This window comes from Flexithrix dorotheae DSM 6795, from assembly GCF_000379765.1.
Classification (GTDB): domain Bacteria; phylum Bacteroidota; class Bacteroidia; order Cytophagales; family Flammeovirgaceae; genus Flexithrix; species Flexithrix dorotheae.
In genome coordinates, this window is record NZ_KB903443.1 from 485,865 (window position 1) to 503,629 (window position 17,765).

Sequence of the window (17,765 nt, forward strand, 5' to 3'; positions counted from 1 at the left end):
ATTTTAAATATATTTCTTAATCTTGATATTCTCTACTTCTAAATCCTTCTCTTGAAGCTACCAATGCATCGTATTCCTCTTTCGATCCAACTTTAATATCCTGGTATTCTCTCAGACCGGTACCTGCTGGAATCAAATGACCTACAATTACATTTTCCTTCAATCCATTCAGTTTATCTCTCTTACCTCTAATAGCAGCTTCACTTAGTACTTTTGTTGTTTCCTGGAAGGAAGCAGCAGAAATAAAGCTATTTGTTGCCAAAGAAGCCTGGGTAATACCCTGAAGGTTTGGTTTAGAAACAGCAGCTTGTGCATCTCTTACTTTCACAAGCTTCATATCTTTCCTTTTCAGACTTGAATTTTCATCTCTCAATCTTCTAGCAGAAACGATCATTCCTGGTTTCATAATAGTAGATTCCCCGGCATCAACAACTACCTTTTTGTCAAGGATCGCATCATTTGATTCCCTGAATACAAATTTATCAACATTTTGTCCAGGTAAGAACATCGTATCTCCACTATCCACAATTTGAACTTTCTGCATCATCTGACTCACAATCACTTCGATATGCTTGTCATTAATGCCCACACCCTGAAGACGATAAACATCCTGAATCTCATTAACCAGGTATTCTTGTACTGCAGTCGGCCCTTTAATCGCTAAGATATCAGAAGGTGTAATAGCTCCATCAGACAATGGCATTCCGGCCTTCACATAATCATTTTCCTGAACAAGAATATGCTTAGAAAGATTAACTAAATACCTTTTCTTTACACCATCCTTAGATTCTACAAAAATCTCTCTGTTACCCCTCTTAATACCACCATAAGAAATTACACCATCAATTTCTGTAACTACAGCAGGGTTAGATGGGTTTCTTGCTTCGAACAATTCAGTTACCCTTGGAAGACCTCCGGTAATATCTCTGTTTTTACCAATTGCTCTTGGAATTTTCACAAGAATCTGCCCTGAAGTTACTTTTTGCTGATCGTCCACTGCAAGGTGAGCATCTACTGGAATATTACTACTCACAACCTCTCCGGTATCAGAATGAATGATAATTGTTGGGTTTTTGGTTTTATCCTTTGTTTCAACAATTACTTTCTCTCTGTGACCAGTCTGTTCGTCAAACTCTTCTCTATAAGTAATCCCCTCTTCAATTGACTCGAATTCGATTTTACCATCAAATTGAGAAAGAATAACCGCGTTATATGGATCCCAATAGCAAACTACATCTCCTTTTTCTACTTTGTCACCTTCCTTCACTCTTAGGAAAGCACCATAAGGAACGTGATTACTAATAAGAACCCTTCCGTTTTTATCAACAATTTTTACTTCACTGGTTCTTGACATTACCACTTCTAACTCCTCTCCTTCACTATTCTTGGTAAGTACAGATTTCATTTCTTCAAACTCAATCTTACCAGCAAATTTTGCCCTTACAGAAGCATCAACCGCAATGTTTGATGCAGTACCACCAACGTGGAATGTTCTTAAGGTTAGCTGAGTACCAGGTTCACCAATAGACTGAGCGGCAATTACACCAACAGCTTCTCCTTTTTGCACCAGTCTTCCTGAAGCCAGGTTTCTACCATAACACAAGGCACAAACACCACGCTTGGTTTCACAAGTTAATACAGATCTGATTTCAACAGCCTCAATTGAAGTTTCATCATCAATTCTTGAAGCAATTTCCTCAGTAATTTCCTGACCTGAAGCAATGATTAATTCATCAGTCAATGGATCATAAACATCATGTACACTTACTCTACCTACAATTCTTTCTTTTAGTGGCTCAATGATATCATCATTATCTTTTAAAGCTTCTACAGAAAGTCCTCTTAATGTTCCACAATCGTACTCAGTTACTACAACATCCTGAGCAACATCCACTAATCTTCTTGTCAGATAACCAGCATCCGCAGTTTTAAGAGCAGTATCTGCAAGACCCTTCCTTGCACCGTGAGTAGAAATAAAGTACTCCAATACATCAAGGCCTTCTTTAAAGTTTGATAGAATTGGGTTTTCAATAATTTCCCCAACTGATCCCTGAAGACTCTTCTGAGGCTTGGCCATTAATCCCCTCATTCCCCCAAGCTGTCTGATTTGCTCTCTGGAACCCCTTGCTCCGGAGTGCATCATCATATAAATAGAGTTAAATCCTTGCTGGTCGCTTTCCATTCTGTCCATTAGAGTGGAAGTCAACTTAGAATTTATCCTTGTCCAAATATCAATTACCTGATTGTATCTCTCATTATCAGTGATAAGACCCATCAAATAGTTTTGCCAAACTACTTCAACTTCCTGCTTAGCCTCCTCAATCATGGAATCTTTCATATCTGGAATGATAATATCATTCAAACCAAATGATAAACCACCAGAGTAGGCCATCTTAAACCCTAGTTCTTTAATATCATCAAGGAATTTAGCCGTTCTGGCCATTCCAACAATCTTAAAGATTTTGGCGATAATTTTTTGAAGCGCCTTTTTAGAAAGCAGTTCATTTACATATCCTACTTCTTCAGGAACATACTCATTAAATAGAACCCTACCTGCAACAGTTTCAACAATCTGTGTAGATAATTCACCATTTTTCTCATCCCTAACCCTAGTCCTGATCTTAATATTAGCATGTTTGGCTACCCTGCCCTCATTCATCGCAATAATTACTTCCTGCGAATTGGCAAAGGTCATCCCCTCTCCTTTAATCTCAAGTTCCTTGGTAGACTTTCTTCCTTTGGTTAGATAATAAAGCCCAAGAACCATATCCTGTGATGGTACTGTAATTGGAGAACCGTTTGCAGGATTCAAAATATTATGAGAAGCAAGCATTAATAAAGAAGCTTCTAGAACTGCCTCGTGCCCAAGCGGTACGTGAACAGCCATCTGGTCACCGTCAAAGTCAGCATTAAATGCAGTACAAACAAGCGGGTGAAGCTGAATCGCTTTTCCTTCAATAAGTTTAGGCTGGAATGCCTGGATACCCAATCGGTGAAGCGTAGGAGCCCTGTTAAGCATTACAGGATGTCCTTTTAAAACATTTTCTAAGATATCCCAAACAACAGGATCCTTTCTATCTACAATTTTCTTTGCAGATTTAACTGTTTTAACGATTCCCCTTTCGATCAGTTTTCTAATAATAAACGGCTTGAATAATTCAGCTGCCATATCTTTTGGAAGCCCGCACTCATGCATTTTAAGCTCCGGACCAACCACAATTACAGATCTACCTGAATAATCAACCCTTTTACCCAATAAGTTTTGACGGAATCTACCTTGCTTACCTTTAAGCATGTCACTTAAAGATTTCAATGGTCTGTTTCCATCTGCTCTTACAGCATTTACTTTTCTTGAGTTGTCAAAAAGTGAATCTACAGCTTCCTGTAGCATCCTTTTCTCATTTCTAAGGATTACTTCAGGTGCTTTTATATCAATAAGTCTTTTTAATCGATTATTTCTAATGATTACCCTTCTGTACAAATCATTAAGGTCAGAAGTTGCAAATCGACCTCCATCCAAAGGGACCAATGGTCGTAATTCTGGTGGAATTACCGGTACCATTTTAATGATCATCCATTCGGGTCTGTTTTCAATTCTGCTTCTTGCATCTCTCAATGCTTCAACTACTTTCAGCCTTTTTAAAGCTTCTGCTTTTCTTTGCTGAGAAGTATCATTAGCAGCATTATCTCTCAATTCATATGAAAGAGAATCAAGATCAATTCTGGAAAGAAGCATTTCCAATGCCTCAGCACCCATTTTGGCAATAAACTTATTAGGATCATCATCATCAAGTTGTTGATTTTCCCTTGGAAGTTTATCCAAAATATCAAGATATTCGTCTTCAGTAAGGTAATCAAGATAGTTAATACCGTCTTCTGCTTTTACCCCGGCCTGAACAACTACATATCGCTCATAATAGATGATCTGATCTAATTTCTTAGAAGGAAGGCCTAACAAGTAACCAATTTTATTTGGCAACGATCGGAAATACCAGATGTGAGCAACAGGCACAACAAGCTGAATATGACCCATTCTTTCCCTTCTTACCTTTTTCTCGGTAACTTCTACTCCACATCGGTCACAAATAATTCCTTTGTACCTGATTCTTTTATATTTTCCACAATGACATTCCCAGTCTTTTACTGGTCCAAAGATCCGCTCACAAAACAAACCACCCATTTCAGGCTTATATGTTCTGTAGTTAATTGTCTCTGGCTGAGTTACTTCCCCGTGGGAGCTCTCAAGAATGGATTCCGGTGATGCTAAACTGATTGTGACTCTTGTAAAGTCGTTTGAGATTTTTTTATTTTTTCTGAACGCCATTTGAAAAAGAGTATACTTTTTTTGAACTTGCAAATATAGATAATTATATTTTATTTGCTAAAATTACTTGTAAAAATTCTACAATTTTCGTAAATAGGCATTTGCTTTATATTTTTTTAACATTTTCCTCCCATTAATCTCTTGTCATTTTATCTATATTTCCTCTTTTAATAAAAAAATTGGACTTAAAATTTATTAAACCAGACTAAAGCTAAATAATAGTATCGATTGAAGTTGAATATTAGAAATACAACCTGAAGTCATCCATCACACAAAAATCAAAAACCAACACAACCAACTGATTTACAACAATATAAATAAACTCAAATACCAATAATGGATAAATCCAACTTTAAGTTTATAGAATACACCGTAAAAGAAAGAATTATATATATTACCCTAAACAGGCCTGAAAAAAGAAATGCGCTCAACCCTCAATTGGTAAATGAACTAAAATCAGCATTTTCCCATGCCAAAAATGAAAACCAGGGTAAAGTTGTCATCTTGAAAGCTAATGGAAAGGTTTTTTGCTCAGGGGCTGATCTTGCTTATATCCAAAAATTACAAAATAATTCATATGAGGAAAATCTGGAAGATTCACACAACCTCATGGAGTTATTTCAACAAATATATACTTTACCAAAAGTAGTAATTGCCCAGGTTCATGGGCATGCCATTGCAGGAGGTTGTGGTTTAGCAACAGTTTGCGATTTTGTGTTTGCGGTTCCTGAGGCAAAGTTCGGGTATACTGAAGTTAAAATCGGATTCATTCCTGCCATAGTCAGTTTCTTTTTGCTTAGAAAATTGGGAGAGGGAATTACCAAAGAGTTATTATTAACCGGAGATTTAATACTGGCCCCCAAAGCCAAACAATATCATCTAATAAATGATATTGTGGAAAATCCAGATTTGGAAAAATATGTAGCAGAATTTGCAAAAAGGCTTATTGAAACCAATTCGGAACAATCAATGGCACTGACAAAATTACTTATAAACGATATTCAGGTGCTTGATACACAAAAGGCAATGGAATTAGCTGCATCTCAAAATGCATCTTCAAGATCAACTACAGACTGTAAAAAAGGAATTTCAGCTTTTTTAAATAAGGAACCATTGAAATGGTAACCCCTATTTTTTTTCTGCTCCGTTTTTTCCTAAAATGTAGTCATCCAGATTCACTTCAATAATATCGGGGATGATTATAGCCTGTGGATACTCTTTTTTAATTTGAACAAGCGCACCATTGGCTTCCAACTTGGTGAAATAATCTCCAACCTTTACTTTATAATTTGGTACGTCAAAAATCTGGTAGGTCTTTTCGTATAAAATTAAATCTTTTTCAATTTCCTCAGCTCTATCCCTGCTACCACCAGAATAAACCAAAATTCTAAATCCCTTTGTCCCGTGGTCTGTTAAATCCTCAAGATTTTTTTGGGCAATCAGAATGGATTGTTGATCGAGCTGATAATTGATACTTGTTTTTGGTTGAGGAACCACATTGGTAATTATTCCTGAATCCTGCCCATTTTCTTCAACAGAATCAACGCCTGCAATTCCTGAAGGCTCAGATTCAATTTTCACTTTATATAATGAAATATCATCTTTAAAAGGTCCTGAAGTATTGGCTACCTGGCTTCCTTTACAGCCAATTAAAAATAATCCGGCTAAAAAAAATAAATAAGTGTATTTACTCATGTTTCAGAATTTATCTCTCAAGATGATAAAGGTATTTTTTCTATTTTGTTAAATTATAGTTGAAATGTCAGGGTTAAATTTGCAACAAAAATTTCAATTTACCCTACTGTACATCCATAAAGTTCCCATTCAACACACGGGTTTCTATCCATTTCCTTCCCTGGCTTATTTCTTTGTTAATGTATTTTTCAATCATTAAACTGGCTACGGGAGCTGCCCAAGACCCACCAAATCCGGCATTTTCCACATAAACTGCAATGGCAATTTTGGGGTTTACTCTGGGAGAAAAAGCCATAAATACGGAGTGATCCTCCCCATGAGGGTTTTGCGCGGTTCCGGTTTTGCCACAAACTGTTAATCCCGGAATTTTGGACATACTTGCCGTATAAATATTCCCCATCGCCCGTGACACATAATCGAAATACTCTTTTTCAATGTTGATTTTTTGTTTTTCAAAAGTTAAAACACTGTCACCTATAGCCTTAACCAGATGAGGAGGGATGTACCAACCCTGATTGGCTATACAAGCTGCCTGATTGGCCAACTGAAGTGGTGTTAATAAAACTTCCCCTTGCCCAATTCCTATGGAATATACATTGGATAACCTCCAGTTTTTGATATAATAGTTTTTGTCATAGTATTCAGGTGAAGGGATAATTCCCCTTGATTCAAAGGGTAAATCCACTCCTAATTTTTTCCCCAGGCCAAACTGCAACATTTGATCTTTCCAGGCTTCCAACCCAATTCTGGTGTCTTCCCTTTCATCATTGCTCCTTCCCTGATTGATTATTTTCCTTAGTGCCTTAAAATAAAAAGGGTTACAGGAATGCTGTATAGAGCCATAAACATTTAAGGGGGACGGGTGTCCATGACAACCTACTAAACTTTTATCGCAGGAGAAATAGGTTGTACTGGAATCCAATGCATGATCATGAAGGCCTACCAATGCCATTACGGTTTTGAAGGTTGACCCCGGTGGATAGGTAGCCTGTATTGCCCTGTTAAATAAGGGCTTATTGGGATCTCTGGCAAGATCAACAAAATTCTGACTACTTTTCTTTCCTTCTCCTGTTAGCAGATTTGGATCATAATCGGGGGCAGAAATTATGGTAAGTATTTCTCCGGTTGCCGGGTCTACCGCAATTACAGCTCCTTTTTTATTCACCATCAGCTTTTCCCCATACTGCTGCAATTCCAAATCAATGCCCGTAATCAGGTTACTTCCAATTTGGGGTAAAGTATCAAACTCTCCATCATGAAATTTTCCCTTTTTTACTCCCTTCACATTACGTACTACATAACTTACTCCTCGCTTTCCCCTCAATTGTTTCTCGTAATACCGCTCCAGTCCACTTTTCCCTACCAAATCTCCTTGTCTGTAGCCTTTCCCTTCTTCACTTTCCAAAAACTTTTTATCCACCTCTTTCACATAACCTACAGAATTTGCCAAGCTTCTTCCCGGATAATCCCTTATTGTTCTTTCTGAGGTATAAATTCCGGGATAATCAGCTAACCTGTCCTGAATCCTTGCGAAATCTTCAGTGGATAATTGTTTAAGAAAAATGGAAGGCTGAACCTGAGAGTATTTTTTGGCCTGAAGTAATTTTTCGCGAGCGAATTCTAAATCAATATTAAAAAACTCGCAGAAGGCAGTGGTATCTTTTATCTTAAGTTCTTTGGGAATAACCATTAAATCGAAGACAGGCCGGTTTCTTACAATAATTTCCCCATTCCTGTCCAGTATCATCCCCCGGGATGGATATTCAGTTATTTTATCAATGATGTTGTTTTCTGCTTTACGCTGATAATTCACATCAAATACCTGAATCTGCAGTAGTTTGACTAAATAAACCACCGCAAAAAAAACGAAAAAACTACCTATAAAAATTTTTCTTTCTTCCACTTATAAAAAAATTAAGATGCCTAAGGAGCACTTATTTTAAAAAATCAGATTTATCAGATTAACATGGTTATAGAAATAACCATTCCACAATAATTAAATTATCTGAATTCTTAAAATTCCCTAGAAGAAAGTTTTTCCTTTTGGGTAATTTAGATTAATCTTCAAATTCTGATTGTACCTCAGATTCTGCCTCACTTTTAGCCAATCTTTCCTCTGCTTCTTGTTCTTCCTTCTTCATATTCCTGTGAACTGAGGCTGAAACAAGTATACTTCCCTGATAAAGAAAAAATATGGGCAATGCCACAAAAACCTGAGTAATTGGATCTGGAGGTGTAATGATGGCTCCAACTACCAAAATAACTACAAATGCATGCTTGCGGTATTCCTTCATTAAGGCCGGAGTAACTACTCCTATTTTAGAAAGGAAATAGACTACCATTGGCAACTGAAACATTAACCCACAGGCCAATACCATCATGGCAATGGTTGACACATAGGAAGTAAGGTCAATTTCATTCATTATGGTTTCATCCACCTGGTAACTTGTAAGGAAGTTAATGGCAAGTGGAGATAGGATGAAATAACCAAAAAACACTCCTGTAAGGAACAATAAGGTTACAAAAAATACAGCTCCGCTGGTCACTTTTTGTTCATGAGTATACAAGCCTGGTTTCACAAACCTCCAGAGCTCCCAAAAGGCATAGGGAAATGCACAAACCAAACCTACAACAACAGAAGCCAGAATATGCATGGTAAACTGGCCGGTCATAACCCTGTTTTGTACCTCAAAAGAAAGTTTTTCAATACATAAGGCATCTGACCCAACAAGGTCGGAGAGTTTACAAAGGAGCCGGTAGGTAATGAAATTTTCATTTTTTGGTCCAAAAATAATGACCCCGAATACAATAGGCTTGGCGATAAATGCTATGATAGAAAAGACCAATACAGAGCCCACAGCACGCATCAAGTGCCACCTTAGCTCTTCAAGATGATCCAAAAAGGACATTTCCTCATCCCCTTGTGGTTCCTCCTCTACATGTACCTGGTCTAAGCCTCCTATATTAGAAGGCTCCCATTTTTCCGGCAAATCATTATTCTCAGACATTCTTGGCAATTTTTTTATTAACCTTTAAATAAAGGATATTCTGACATCCAGTTATTTACTTCTTCTTTTACTTCCTTTATTTTTTGATCATTTTCTGTGTTCATTAAAACAGTATCGATCAAATCAACTATTTTGGACATATCACTCTCTATCAGTCCTCTGGTGGAAATAGCTGCTGTACCCACCCTCATACCTGAGGTCACAAATGGCGATTTATCATCGAAAGGAACCATATTTTTATTAATGGTAATATCTGCTTTTATCAGCGTATTTTCCGCAATTTTTCCGGTTAAACCTTTTGATCTCAAGTCGATAAGCATCAGGTGATTATCAGTTCCTCCGGAAATTAAGTCATAACCTTTCGATAAAAATGCACTTGCCATAGCCTGCGAATTTTTTTGTACTTGTTTTACATAGGTTAAGTACTCATCGGACAAGGCTTCCTGAAATGCTACTGCTTTGGCAGCAATTACATGCTCTAACGGACCACCCTGAGTACCTGGAAAAACACCTGAATCTAAAAGAGAGGACATTTTTCTTGTAACGCCTTTTGGTGTTTTTAGTCCAAATGGGTTATCAAAATCCTCCCCCATCATAATTACACCACCTCTTGGACCTCTCAGGGTTTTGTGTGTAGTAGTAGTCACGATATGGCAATGCTTTAAAGGATCATCCAACAAACCTTTGGCGATCAATCCTGATGGATGGGAAATATCTGCTAATACTAAAGCTCCAATTTCATCTGCTACTTCTCTTAAAGCTTTATAATTCCATTCTCTTGAATAAGCTGAAGCACCACAAATAATTAATTTAGGTTTTTCGGCTCTGGCTTTAGCCACCACTTTATCCCAATCAATAGTCCCGGTTTCTTTTTCCACACCATAAAACAAGGGTTGGTAAAGTTTTCCGGAAAAGTTTACAGGAGATCCATGAGTTAAATGACCACCATGAGAAAGATCAAATCCAAGAATTTTATCACCAGGATTCAAAACAGCCAGCATTACAGCTGCATTAGCCTGCGCTCCTGAGTGCGGCTGAACATTAGCCCAAGCGGCTCCAAAAAGCTTTTTTAATCGCTCAATTGCCAGGTTTTCTGCCACATCCACAACTTCACAGCCCCCATAATATCGCTTCCCGGGAAGTCCTTCTGCATATTTATTGGTCAATACACTGCCCATGGCTTCCATTACCTGGTTAGAAACAAAGTTCTCCGATGCTATCAATTCAATCCCCGACTTTTGTCTTTTCTCTTCCTTGGCAATAATTTCAAAAATCTGGCTATCCCTTTCCATTGATGATGATTTAAAAATGATAAAATTAATTCAGTTTAAGTACCCGTACTATTTTATTTTGAGGCCTTTTATCTCATAGTCAAATAGTTGCAACACTTATTTAAGATATTTAATTCTGTTCAACCTCTTAACAAGAAGGCAAATTTACTTCAAGCAATTTTATATAACAACAGGTGACTTATGAAGTAATTTTTTTAATGCTTTTTACAGGCAGAAAAATTCTGACAATAATCCAATATATCAGGTATTTTTAAAGCTATAAATATTGGAAAAATCAATAAAATGATGTTTTTAAACTTCCAATTGAAAAATTATCGATGGGTTGGCAAAAAAGAAAAATATGCCCTTTGAAACGAAATTCAATGCACTCAAAAATATTTTTAAACAAATGAAAAGGGAAATTATCTCTACCAATATTGAGTAATAATTTTTTTTAACTAAATTTAGAAGCCTATTCAATATCATTACTTATTGAAGTGAAATCCCAATTTTTATGATGGGAAAAAGCTGGTAATTATTCATAATCCTTTTACAATAAAATTATTCAATTTTAATTACCCTTTGCTTAATTCACTAATCAGCAATCTGCAATACATGAGAAGGATAGTAGAAAACACAGGAACTAACAATGGAAATAGAGAAGTTACTTTTTGAGGTTATTGATTTCATTTCAAAATCCACCAAGGAGAATAAAGAATCGGTATTGAGCGAAGACGAATTTTCAAAACTTACCATAAATCAGTATTATTACCTTGATTTGATAGACCGTTTAGGTAAACCTACCTTTACTGAACTTGCTGAAGCATTGCAGATTACCAAGCCTTCTGTTTCGGCAATTGTGAATAAACTGGTGGATAAAGGTTATATCATCAAAGTTCAGTCTGAAGATGATCAGAGGAGTTATAATTTGCATGTAACGGATAAAGGTAAAACAATTATTGAAGCTGAAAATAAAATTTATCGCGCCTTTGCCCTGCACATACGGACAACTCTTAATGAAGAGGAATTAACAAGTTTTTCCAATATCCTTGAGAAAATTCTCAAAAATCTTCCCCGCTAAACTTATTGCCAAACCATTTTTCAAAGTTTCAGATAAATCTTTTATCGCTGTATTAAGGTTTTACCTTGTCTGATTAGCAATATAGTTTCCTAGCTTATCAGATAAACAGTGATTAAAAAAATTTAAACTTTACCCCTATGGCAAAGCGTTTACCAATTATGAATTCCTCAGAACTAGAATCATTATTGTACCAAAAGCTTTACGATTTTTTTTTACAGCATGGATTTGAGATGATGGCCGGTAAAAAACAATTCAGAAAAACCTATGCCGATGGTTTTCAAAATGTGATTTTTTCCATTAGCCAATATGATGAAGAGTTTTTTATTGATATGAATATCGGCATTCGCTTTTCACTGGTGGAAGATATTGCCCAACAATTTCTGGATAACCATAAAGAGTATCATCAGGACTCCAACACCTTAATTATTTCCATAGGAAAATTTACCAGGAATAAATATTTCCGGTATAAAATTATGGACCTTGAAGATTTAAATTTTACGGTTGAGGAAATTCAGCTCTTTTTACACAATGAGGGTTTTGGCTTCCTCAATAAAACAAGTAATCTGGAAACGCTGGATACCATTCTTAATAAATTCCCCAAAAAACCATGTAAATATTTATACAATCAGAATCACCGGTGTTTTAAAGGAATTATAGTGGCCAAACTAAGGAATAACCCAAAGTTTCTGGAATTAGTAAAAATTTACAAGGAACAACTCAAAATCTCTGGAGTTTCCAAACCTATGTTCCAAAAATTCGAAAGACTAGCTGGTTTCCTGGCAACCTATTCAGTGAATTAGAAATTTTTCCTCAATCGCCAATCCATAGGATAGTAATTATTGAATCTATTGGGCAGTGCTTTAATCCAGCCAAGTACCTGATTTTGGTATTTCATTAAAACCCAACCTTTTGAGTTCCCTAATTCAAGGTCAAAATCCTGTCTTTTCAAATAATCAATTGCCTGATCATAATTAAGCTCAATTGCCGGAATTCCCTTATTTAAAACATTACTGATAGCCAAATGGTGAGAAGGTTGGAATTTGCCATTTTTAAATTTCCCAATATCAACTCCGATAAGTTTTAAAGAAAGAAAATGGGCTAATAACCTGAAGTCGTGAATATTGGACTTTGGGAAAATGGAAACCTGATCATCATTTAGAATGAAATCATAATATTCCGAATCCTTTATCCATTTCTTGAAAGTGGATAAATATTTTTTTGGCATAAACTCCACCTTTCTGGATTTCTTAGGTGTTTTTATTTTTTGATTGGAGATGATTTCCCCTTCTTTTTGGAGGCAGGTAATAAAAAAACCTTCTCCTTTCACCTTATGAGGATAAAACCGATAACCATAAAAATTTTCGCCCCCAACTTCCTCAGTTACTTCTTCTATTCCCCACTCTTCCTTTAATGGTATTCGGATTGATTTAAAATTTCCGGTTTCCGCCAGCCATTTTAGATTTTCTTCATTTTCAGCAGTGGCATAAGTACAGGTACTATAAATCAGGTGCCCACCTGGTTTGATTGTCCTCTCAATGCTTTCCAGAATCTGCTTCTGACGGATGGCACATGATCTTACCAATTGATCCGACCACATTCTCACAGCTTTTTTATCCTTTCTGAACATCCCCTCCCCTGAACAGGGAGCATCCACCACGGCAACATCAAAAAAAGATTTCAGAGGTTCGAAGTCCTTCGGGCTATTGTTACTGACAATACAATTCGAATTTCCCCATCGCTGAATATTTTCAATAAGAGGATTAACCCTTTTGGTTACAATTTCATTGGAAACCAGCATTCCTTTTTCACCAATAAAAGAGCTAATTAAGGTACTTTTCCCACCAGGGGCTGCGCATAAGTCCAGTATTTTCGGAGCCTCATCCAGTCGGGTGGCCTGTCTCAACACCGTATCCAAAAACATGGAAGAAGCTTCCTGCACATAATAGCTTCCATTGAAAATAAGCGGGTCTTTATAAAAATCCGGTCTTTCCTCCAGATAAAATCCATTCGCACACCAGGGAACTTCCTGGCAGTCCTCAAACTGTTTTATTTTTTTATTCGGATTAAGTCTTAAAGAAACCGGTGAATCACCCTCCAGAATTTGAAACAATTCCTGGGAATCTTCAAGTTGTGTTTGAATTCTATTTTTAAAATCTTCAGGTAACAAATTTCTTTTTTTAATAAGGGATAATTTAAACTATTCGTTGAGGGTAATTTAACAATGGCTCCCCTACTATTTTTTATTTTTTTCTTCCTCCAGCATTTTTTGCATTTTTCCCAGGCTATCAACCACTTGCTTGTATATATCCCTCATTTCCGAAATATTTTCCATATAAAAATCATGGCTTTGTTTGAAGGTAAGACTATCAATTCCAAACTCATCAAAAATCTCATCTTCATAAAGTCTGTAAATAGCCACTTGTTCTCTTTTAGGTTTTCCTTTTACATCATTGGTTTTTGCTTCCGACAAATGAATATTAATCAAAACCTTCACCATTTCCTCTTCTGAAAGTATGCCATCAGGAATATCTCTTTTTTTGGGACCGTAACAAGAAACCATTAAAAATATAAGACTAACAAGAAAAAATAATCTGCTGAACATATTTGAAGGAATTATCAATTAATTTGAAGTTGTATAAAGCTACATTTTCCACCTAAAATTAAAATATTTAAAAAATTAAAATTTAACCACACAACTTCATCTAAAGAATTCAATAGCTTAGAACTACAAAGGTGCTAAACCTAACTCAAGAGTTTGGGAAATTTTGAAGAAATATGCGAAAGTGGTGAAGTTAAAAACTGTTAAATAGGATTATTTGGTTTCTTATCAGTAATTTGGCTTTTATTTTTGATTAGACTACCCTCATCCCGTATTTTTTTTATTATCCTTTTGCCAATATTCCATTAATATATGAGTGATTTAAAGCAAATTATCAAAAAACTTCAGCATTACGAAATTAGAATCAGGAAGGCTATTAATTCTCAGATGCAGGGAGATTTCCACTCTGTTTTTAAGGGTTCGGGGTTAATTTTTGATGATGTAAGAACATATCAGTATGGAGATGATGTGCGCCATATCGACTGGCATGCTTCTGCAAAAGGACATGGTACTTTTATAAAAACTTTTAAAGAAGAAAAGGAACAAAATATCTTCTTTATTCTCGATGTGAGTGCCTCCCAGGAAATAGGAAAGGAAAATAATCAAAAAATTGATGTAAGTAAAGAAATTTGTGGTGTGCTTACGCTATCGGCCGTCAAAGAGGATAGTTCTACCGGATTGCTTTGTTTTAGTGACAAAAAGGAAAAATACATTAAACCAGACAAGGGAATAAAGCATGGGTACGAAATGATTAATACACTTTTTAATCTTAAACCATCTTCCCTAAAAACCGACATCAATAAGGCCATGTCTCTTGCCTTATCTTTCACCAAAAGAAAAAGCATGATGGTGATTATTTCGGATTTCTTAGATGAAAATTATGAAAGGAACCTAAAAGCTATTGCCAGAAAGCACGACCTGATCGTAATCCATATTGCCGATGACCGGGAAACACAATTGCCCAACCTTGGTATTATTCCCCTTTATGAAAAGGAATCAAAACAAACTGTTTGGGTAAATACTTCCTCCAAACATTTTAGAAAAAATATCGATCAATATTATCAGGGAGGCAGGGAAGAACTTCAAAATATTTGCAAACGAAACAACGCTAATTATCTTTACATCAATACCAAAGAAGATTATGTTCCAAAGCTTATCAAGCTTTTTAAAATCAGAAATAAATACAGAAAATAATTTAATCATTAAGACCACTTATATTTGAAATTTTACCGATTTCACTTATTAACCACTGTTACCTCAATTACATTAAATAAGTCCCTGGACTTTGAGTTGCCCATATCAATTACTTAGATGATTATAAAATTTTTATATATTCTTCTCTTCAATTTTTTAATACTATTTCAGGCCATTGCCCAGGACGGACAACCCCATGCCAGATTCTTAAAAGATAGTGTGAAAATTGGGGAACCGGTAAAATATGTGATCGGTTTTAGGCACGATCCCAATTTGGAAATTATCTTCCCGGATTCAACTTATAATTTTGCTCCCTTTGAATTTGTAAGTAAATCATTTTTTCCCACTTCCACCGATGAAAATGGCAGTTATGATAGCGTAATCTATGAACTTTCCACCTTCGAGCTTGATAGAATTCAGTATCTTTCAGTTCCCATAGAAGGGATGAATCAGGGAGAAAAAGTAGACTATCGACCAGGACTGGACAGTGTAGTGCTGGTAGAAGTAATTACCGTTTTGCCAGATTCAATTGAGGAAGTAGTAAAGCCAAATACCACAATGGCTATAATCGATAAGGAATTTGATCATTTCCAATTTTGGATGGGTGTGGGTGCTGGATTGGCAATTATCGTGGTTATCTTTTTAGCTTTTGGCAAACAATTCAAAAAATCCTTTTTATTGGGAAAATTACGCAATCAACACAACAGGTTTATTTCCACCTTTGAGAAATATTTGAAAAGTGCCAAAGAAAAAACCGAACTGGAAAAGGCATTGGTAACCTGGAAAAATTACTCAGGAAAATTAGTAAAACTTCCTTTGGCCAGTTTCACATCGAAAGAGATTTTTGCCAGTTTGGAAAATGAGGATTTGTTTAAAGCTCTCAAAAATTTAGACCGGGCAATTTATGCAGGAAAAACGGAAAATGAGACCGAGCACAACCTGGTTGTTTTAAGAGACTTTGCCATAAAAATTTATAACAAGAAAGTAGAGGAAATAAAAAATGGATAGTTTTGGAATTGGAGACGTATGGAGCCTGCAATGGTTTATGCCAGATACCCTTATGGCATTTGACTGGGCGAATAAAATATTCCTTTATCTTATTGCCGTCATTCCCCTAATCTTTGTTTTAAGATGGTTTGTGATTTATCAAATTCGTCAAAAACTTGATATTGCCTTGCCTAAAAACAAAGCACGGAAAAGCACATCGGCAATCCTCAGATTTGTTCCTCCTCTTCTTCTGGCAGGATCTGCACTCTTTTTATTAGTCTCTCTGGCAAGACCACAACGGTCTAATGAAAAGGTTGAGCAGTACTCCGAAGGTATCGATATTATGCTGGTTCTGGACATTTCTGAATCCATGCAAATAGAAGATTTTATTCCCAATCGACTTGATGCCGCTAAAAAAGTAGCTAACAGTTTTATTTCTGGCAGATTTCAGGACAGAATTGGGTTGGTTATTTTTTCGGGAGAAGCCATATCCTACTCACCACTTACTACAGATTATGAATTACTCAATTCTCTGATTGATGATATTGACTTTAAAATGATTGAAAAAGGCGGAACTGCTATCGGTCTTGCTATAGGCGTAACTATAAATAGAATGAAGTCTTCTACCTCAAAATCAAAAGTCATGATATTGCTCAGTGACGGAGAAAATACTGCCGGAAGTATTGACCCGATTACTGCAGCCAACCTGGCAAAAGATCAGGGAATTAAGATGTATACCATTGGGGTGGGAAAAGAGGGGAAAGTTCCTTTTGGAACTGATATGTTCGGAAGAAGGCAATACATAGAGCAAAGCCTCGATGAAACTGTTCTGAAACAAATTGCCGAAATTGGTGAAGGTAGATATTTCAGGGCCACCAATAATAAAGCACTCGATGAGATTTTTAAAATAATTGATGAATATGAAAAGGCAGAAATAAAGGAAACCCGTTTTCAGGACACCAAAGATTACTATTTTATCTACTTATTGCTCTCGATTATTCTGTTTCTTTTATTTCTAGGAACTAAAAGTACCTTTATGGTGAATGCCATGGAAGATTAGCATTTTGGAACCAGAAAGAACGAAAATACGTAAAATAAAGGCTTAGTTATTTTGAAAATACTGCTGTAAATTCTTTCAACTAAACCAAATACTCATGAAACCAACTAATAAATATATATTATTATTCAATCTTTTTTTTGTTATCAACTTTGCCTGTGCTCAGGTAAATGAAGAAGATTGGCAGGAATTAAGTACTCAGGATGGGGTTGAATTTGTTTGGATGAAAACTTCTTCCAAAATCAGTGGAAATCTTAATGTGGTGATTCGGGTGAAGAATACCAATCCCTATAAAGTATTTGTTGCCTTTGAGCCTGCATTTATTTGTGCAGGTAATCAGGAAGAAAATCAGCCTAAAGAAGAAATTTATCTGGAATCGAATGCGGAACCTTCCCTTCATTCTTTTAGGGTTTGTACTTTGGAAAATGAACCTGAAGTAAAATTAAAAAACCTGGTTATTAAGCAGGAAAATTAGAATTTGAAAAGATTCTGGTTCAACAAAAAAGCCATAAGAAAATGATCTTATGGCTTTTTTGTTGATTAAAACTG

The 17,765-nt window shown here is 36.0% G+C and carries 14 protein-coding genes; 7 read left to right on the forward strand and 7 right to left on the reverse strand.

The features are described from left to right. Nucleotides 1–16 precede the first annotated feature (16 nt). Nucleotides 17–4,324 carry a DNA-directed RNA polymerase subunit beta' gene (gene rpoC / locus A3EM_RS0117545; protein ID WP_026210372.1) on the reverse strand — a complete coding sequence of 1,436 codons (4,308 nt, stop codon included), beginning with the start codon at nt 4,322–4,324 and terminating at the stop codon, nt 17–19. Nucleotides 4,325–4,660: 336 nt separating this feature from the next. On the opposite strand from rpoC, the gene A3EM_RS0117550 reads away from it, so the two are divergent. After that, nucleotides 4,661–5,449, forward strand: a complete 789-nt coding sequence (locus tag A3EM_RS0117550; RefSeq protein ID WP_020529544.1) for an enoyl-CoA hydratase/isomerase family protein — start codon at nt 4,661–4,663, stop codon at nt 5,447–5,449. A gap of 3 nt (nt 5,450–5,452) precedes the next feature. Here the strand turns inward: A3EM_RS0117550 and A3EM_RS45940 are convergent, their stop codons facing one another. From A3EM_RS45940 to A3EM_RS0117570, 4 genes are all read right to left on the reverse strand, one after another. Continuing rightward, nucleotides 5,453–6,019 carry an SPOR domain-containing protein gene (locus tag A3EM_RS45940; RefSeq protein WP_020529545.1) on the reverse strand — a complete coding sequence of 189 codons (567 nt, stop codon included), beginning with the start codon at nt 6,017–6,019 and terminating at the stop codon, nt 5,453–5,455. Between the two features lie 103 nt (nt 6,020–6,122). Further along, complete coding sequence (locus A3EM_RS0117560) at nt 6,123–7,922, reverse strand: penicillin-binding transpeptidase domain-containing protein (protein ID WP_020529546.1); 1,800 nt, start codon at nt 7,920–7,922, stop codon at nt 6,123–6,125. Nucleotides 7,923–8,076: 154 nt separating this feature from the next. Then, nucleotides 8,077–9,027: a twin-arginine translocase subunit TatC gene (gene tatC / locus A3EM_RS0117565; protein ID WP_020529547.1), complete on the reverse strand. Its 951-nt coding sequence runs from the start codon at nt 9,025–9,027 to the stop codon at nt 8,077–8,079. 17 nt (nt 9,028–9,044) lie between these two features. After that, nucleotides 9,045–10,319, reverse strand: a complete 1,275-nt coding sequence (locus A3EM_RS0117570) for a serine hydroxymethyltransferase (RefSeq protein ID WP_020529548.1) — start codon at nt 10,317–10,319, stop codon at nt 9,045–9,047. A 628-nt stretch (nt 10,320–10,947) separates the two neighbouring features. On the opposite strand from A3EM_RS0117570, the gene A3EM_RS0117575 reads away from it, so the two are divergent. Both A3EM_RS0117575 and A3EM_RS0117580 read left to right on the forward strand, forming a co-directional pair. Continuing rightward, nucleotides 10,948–11,379, forward strand: a complete 432-nt coding sequence (locus tag A3EM_RS0117575) for a MarR family winged helix-turn-helix transcriptional regulator (protein WP_020529549.1) — start codon at nt 10,948–10,950, stop codon at nt 11,377–11,379. Nucleotides 11,380–11,516: 137 nt separating this feature from the next. Then, entirely contained in the window at nt 11,517–12,179 is a 663-nt protein-coding gene (locus A3EM_RS0117580) for a hypothetical protein (protein WP_157637937.1), read from the forward strand. On the opposite strand, the gene A3EM_RS0117585 is transcribed toward A3EM_RS0117580, so the two are convergent. Next, nucleotides 12,176–13,546, reverse strand: coding sequence for a methyltransferase RsmF C-terminal domain-like protein (locus A3EM_RS0117585; RefSeq protein WP_020529551.1), 1,371 nt, complete (start codon nt 13,544–13,546; stop codon nt 12,176–12,178). The genes A3EM_RS0117580 and A3EM_RS0117585 overlap by 4 nt on opposite strands. Nucleotides 13,547–13,612: 66 nt before the next feature. After that, nucleotides 13,613–13,981 carry a DUF4296 domain-containing protein gene (locus A3EM_RS42775; RefSeq protein WP_044238685.1) on the reverse strand — a complete coding sequence of 123 codons (369 nt, stop codon included), beginning with the start codon at nt 13,979–13,981 and terminating at the stop codon, nt 13,613–13,615. Nucleotides 13,982–14,290: 309 nt separating this feature from the next. On the opposite strand from A3EM_RS42775, the gene A3EM_RS0117595 reads away from it, so the two are divergent. The 4 genes from A3EM_RS0117595 (at nt 14,291) to A3EM_RS0117610 (ending at nt 17,691) form a co-directional block, all read left to right on the forward strand. Then, on the forward strand, nt 14,291–15,172 hold the full coding sequence (locus A3EM_RS0117595) for a DUF58 domain-containing protein (protein WP_020529553.1): 882 nt from the start codon (nt 14,291–14,293) through the stop codon (nt 15,170–15,172). 117 nt (nt 15,173–15,289) lie between these two features. Next, nucleotides 15,290–16,180, forward strand: a complete 891-nt coding sequence (locus A3EM_RS0117600; protein ID WP_020529554.1) for a hypothetical protein — start codon at nt 15,290–15,292, stop codon at nt 16,178–16,180. Beyond that, nucleotides 16,173–17,219 carry a vWA domain-containing protein gene (locus A3EM_RS0117605; RefSeq protein ID WP_020529555.1) on the forward strand — a complete coding sequence of 349 codons (1,047 nt, stop codon included), beginning with the start codon at nt 16,173–16,175 and terminating at the stop codon, nt 17,217–17,219. The genes A3EM_RS0117600 and A3EM_RS0117605 overlap by 8 nt, the downstream gene beginning before the upstream one ends. 94 nt (nt 17,220–17,313) lie before the next feature. Next, nucleotides 17,314–17,691 carry a hypothetical protein gene (locus A3EM_RS0117610; RefSeq protein ID WP_020529556.1) on the forward strand — a complete coding sequence of 126 codons (378 nt, stop codon included), beginning with the start codon at nt 17,314–17,316 and terminating at the stop codon, nt 17,689–17,691. Nucleotides 17,692–17,765 lie beyond the last annotated feature (74 nt).

Bases quoted from the DNA above. Each gene is read 5' to 3' on its own strand.
- A3EM_RS0117595 (WP_020529553.1), top strand. From the start codon at position 14,291: ATGAGTGATTTAAAGCAAATTATCAAAAAACTTCAGCATTACGAAATT.
- A3EM_RS0117610 (WP_020529556.1), top strand. From the start codon at position 17,314: ATGAAACCAACTAATAAATATATATTATTATTCAATCTTTTTTTTGTT.
- A3EM_RS45940 (WP_020529545.1), bottom strand. From the start codon at position 6,019: ATGAGTAAATACACTTATTTATTTTTTTTAGCCGGATTATTTTTAATT.
- A3EM_RS42775 (WP_044238685.1), bottom strand. From the start codon at position 13,981: ATGTTCAGCAGATTATTTTTTCTTGTTAGTCTTATATTTTTAATGGTT.
- A3EM_RS0117575 (WP_020529549.1), top strand. From the start codon at position 10,948: ATGGAAATAGAGAAGTTACTTTTTGAGGTTATTGATTTCATTTCAAAA.
- A3EM_RS0117605 (WP_020529555.1), top strand. From the start codon at position 16,173: ATGGATAGTTTTGGAATTGGAGACGTATGGAGCCTGCAATGGTTTATG.
- A3EM_RS0117580 (WP_157637937.1), top strand. From the start codon at position 11,517: ATGGCAAAGCGTTTACCAATTATGAATTCCTCAGAACTAGAATCATTA.
- A3EM_RS0117570 (WP_020529548.1), bottom strand. From the start codon at position 10,319: ATGGAAAGGGATAGCCAGATTTTTGAAATTATTGCCAAGGAAGAGAAA.
- A3EM_RS0117600 (WP_020529554.1), top strand. From the start codon at position 15,290: ATGATTATAAAATTTTTATATATTCTTCTCTTCAATTTTTTAATACTA.
- tatC (WP_020529547.1), bottom strand. From the start codon at position 9,027: ATGTCTGAGAATAATGATTTGCCGGAAAAATGGGAGCCTTCTAATATA.
- A3EM_RS0117550 (WP_020529544.1), top strand. From the start codon at position 4,661: ATGGATAAATCCAACTTTAAGTTTATAGAATACACCGTAAAAGAAAGA.
- rpoC (WP_026210372.1), bottom strand. From the start codon at position 4,324: ATGGCGTTCAGAAAAAATAAAAAAATCTCAAACGACTTTACAAGAGTC.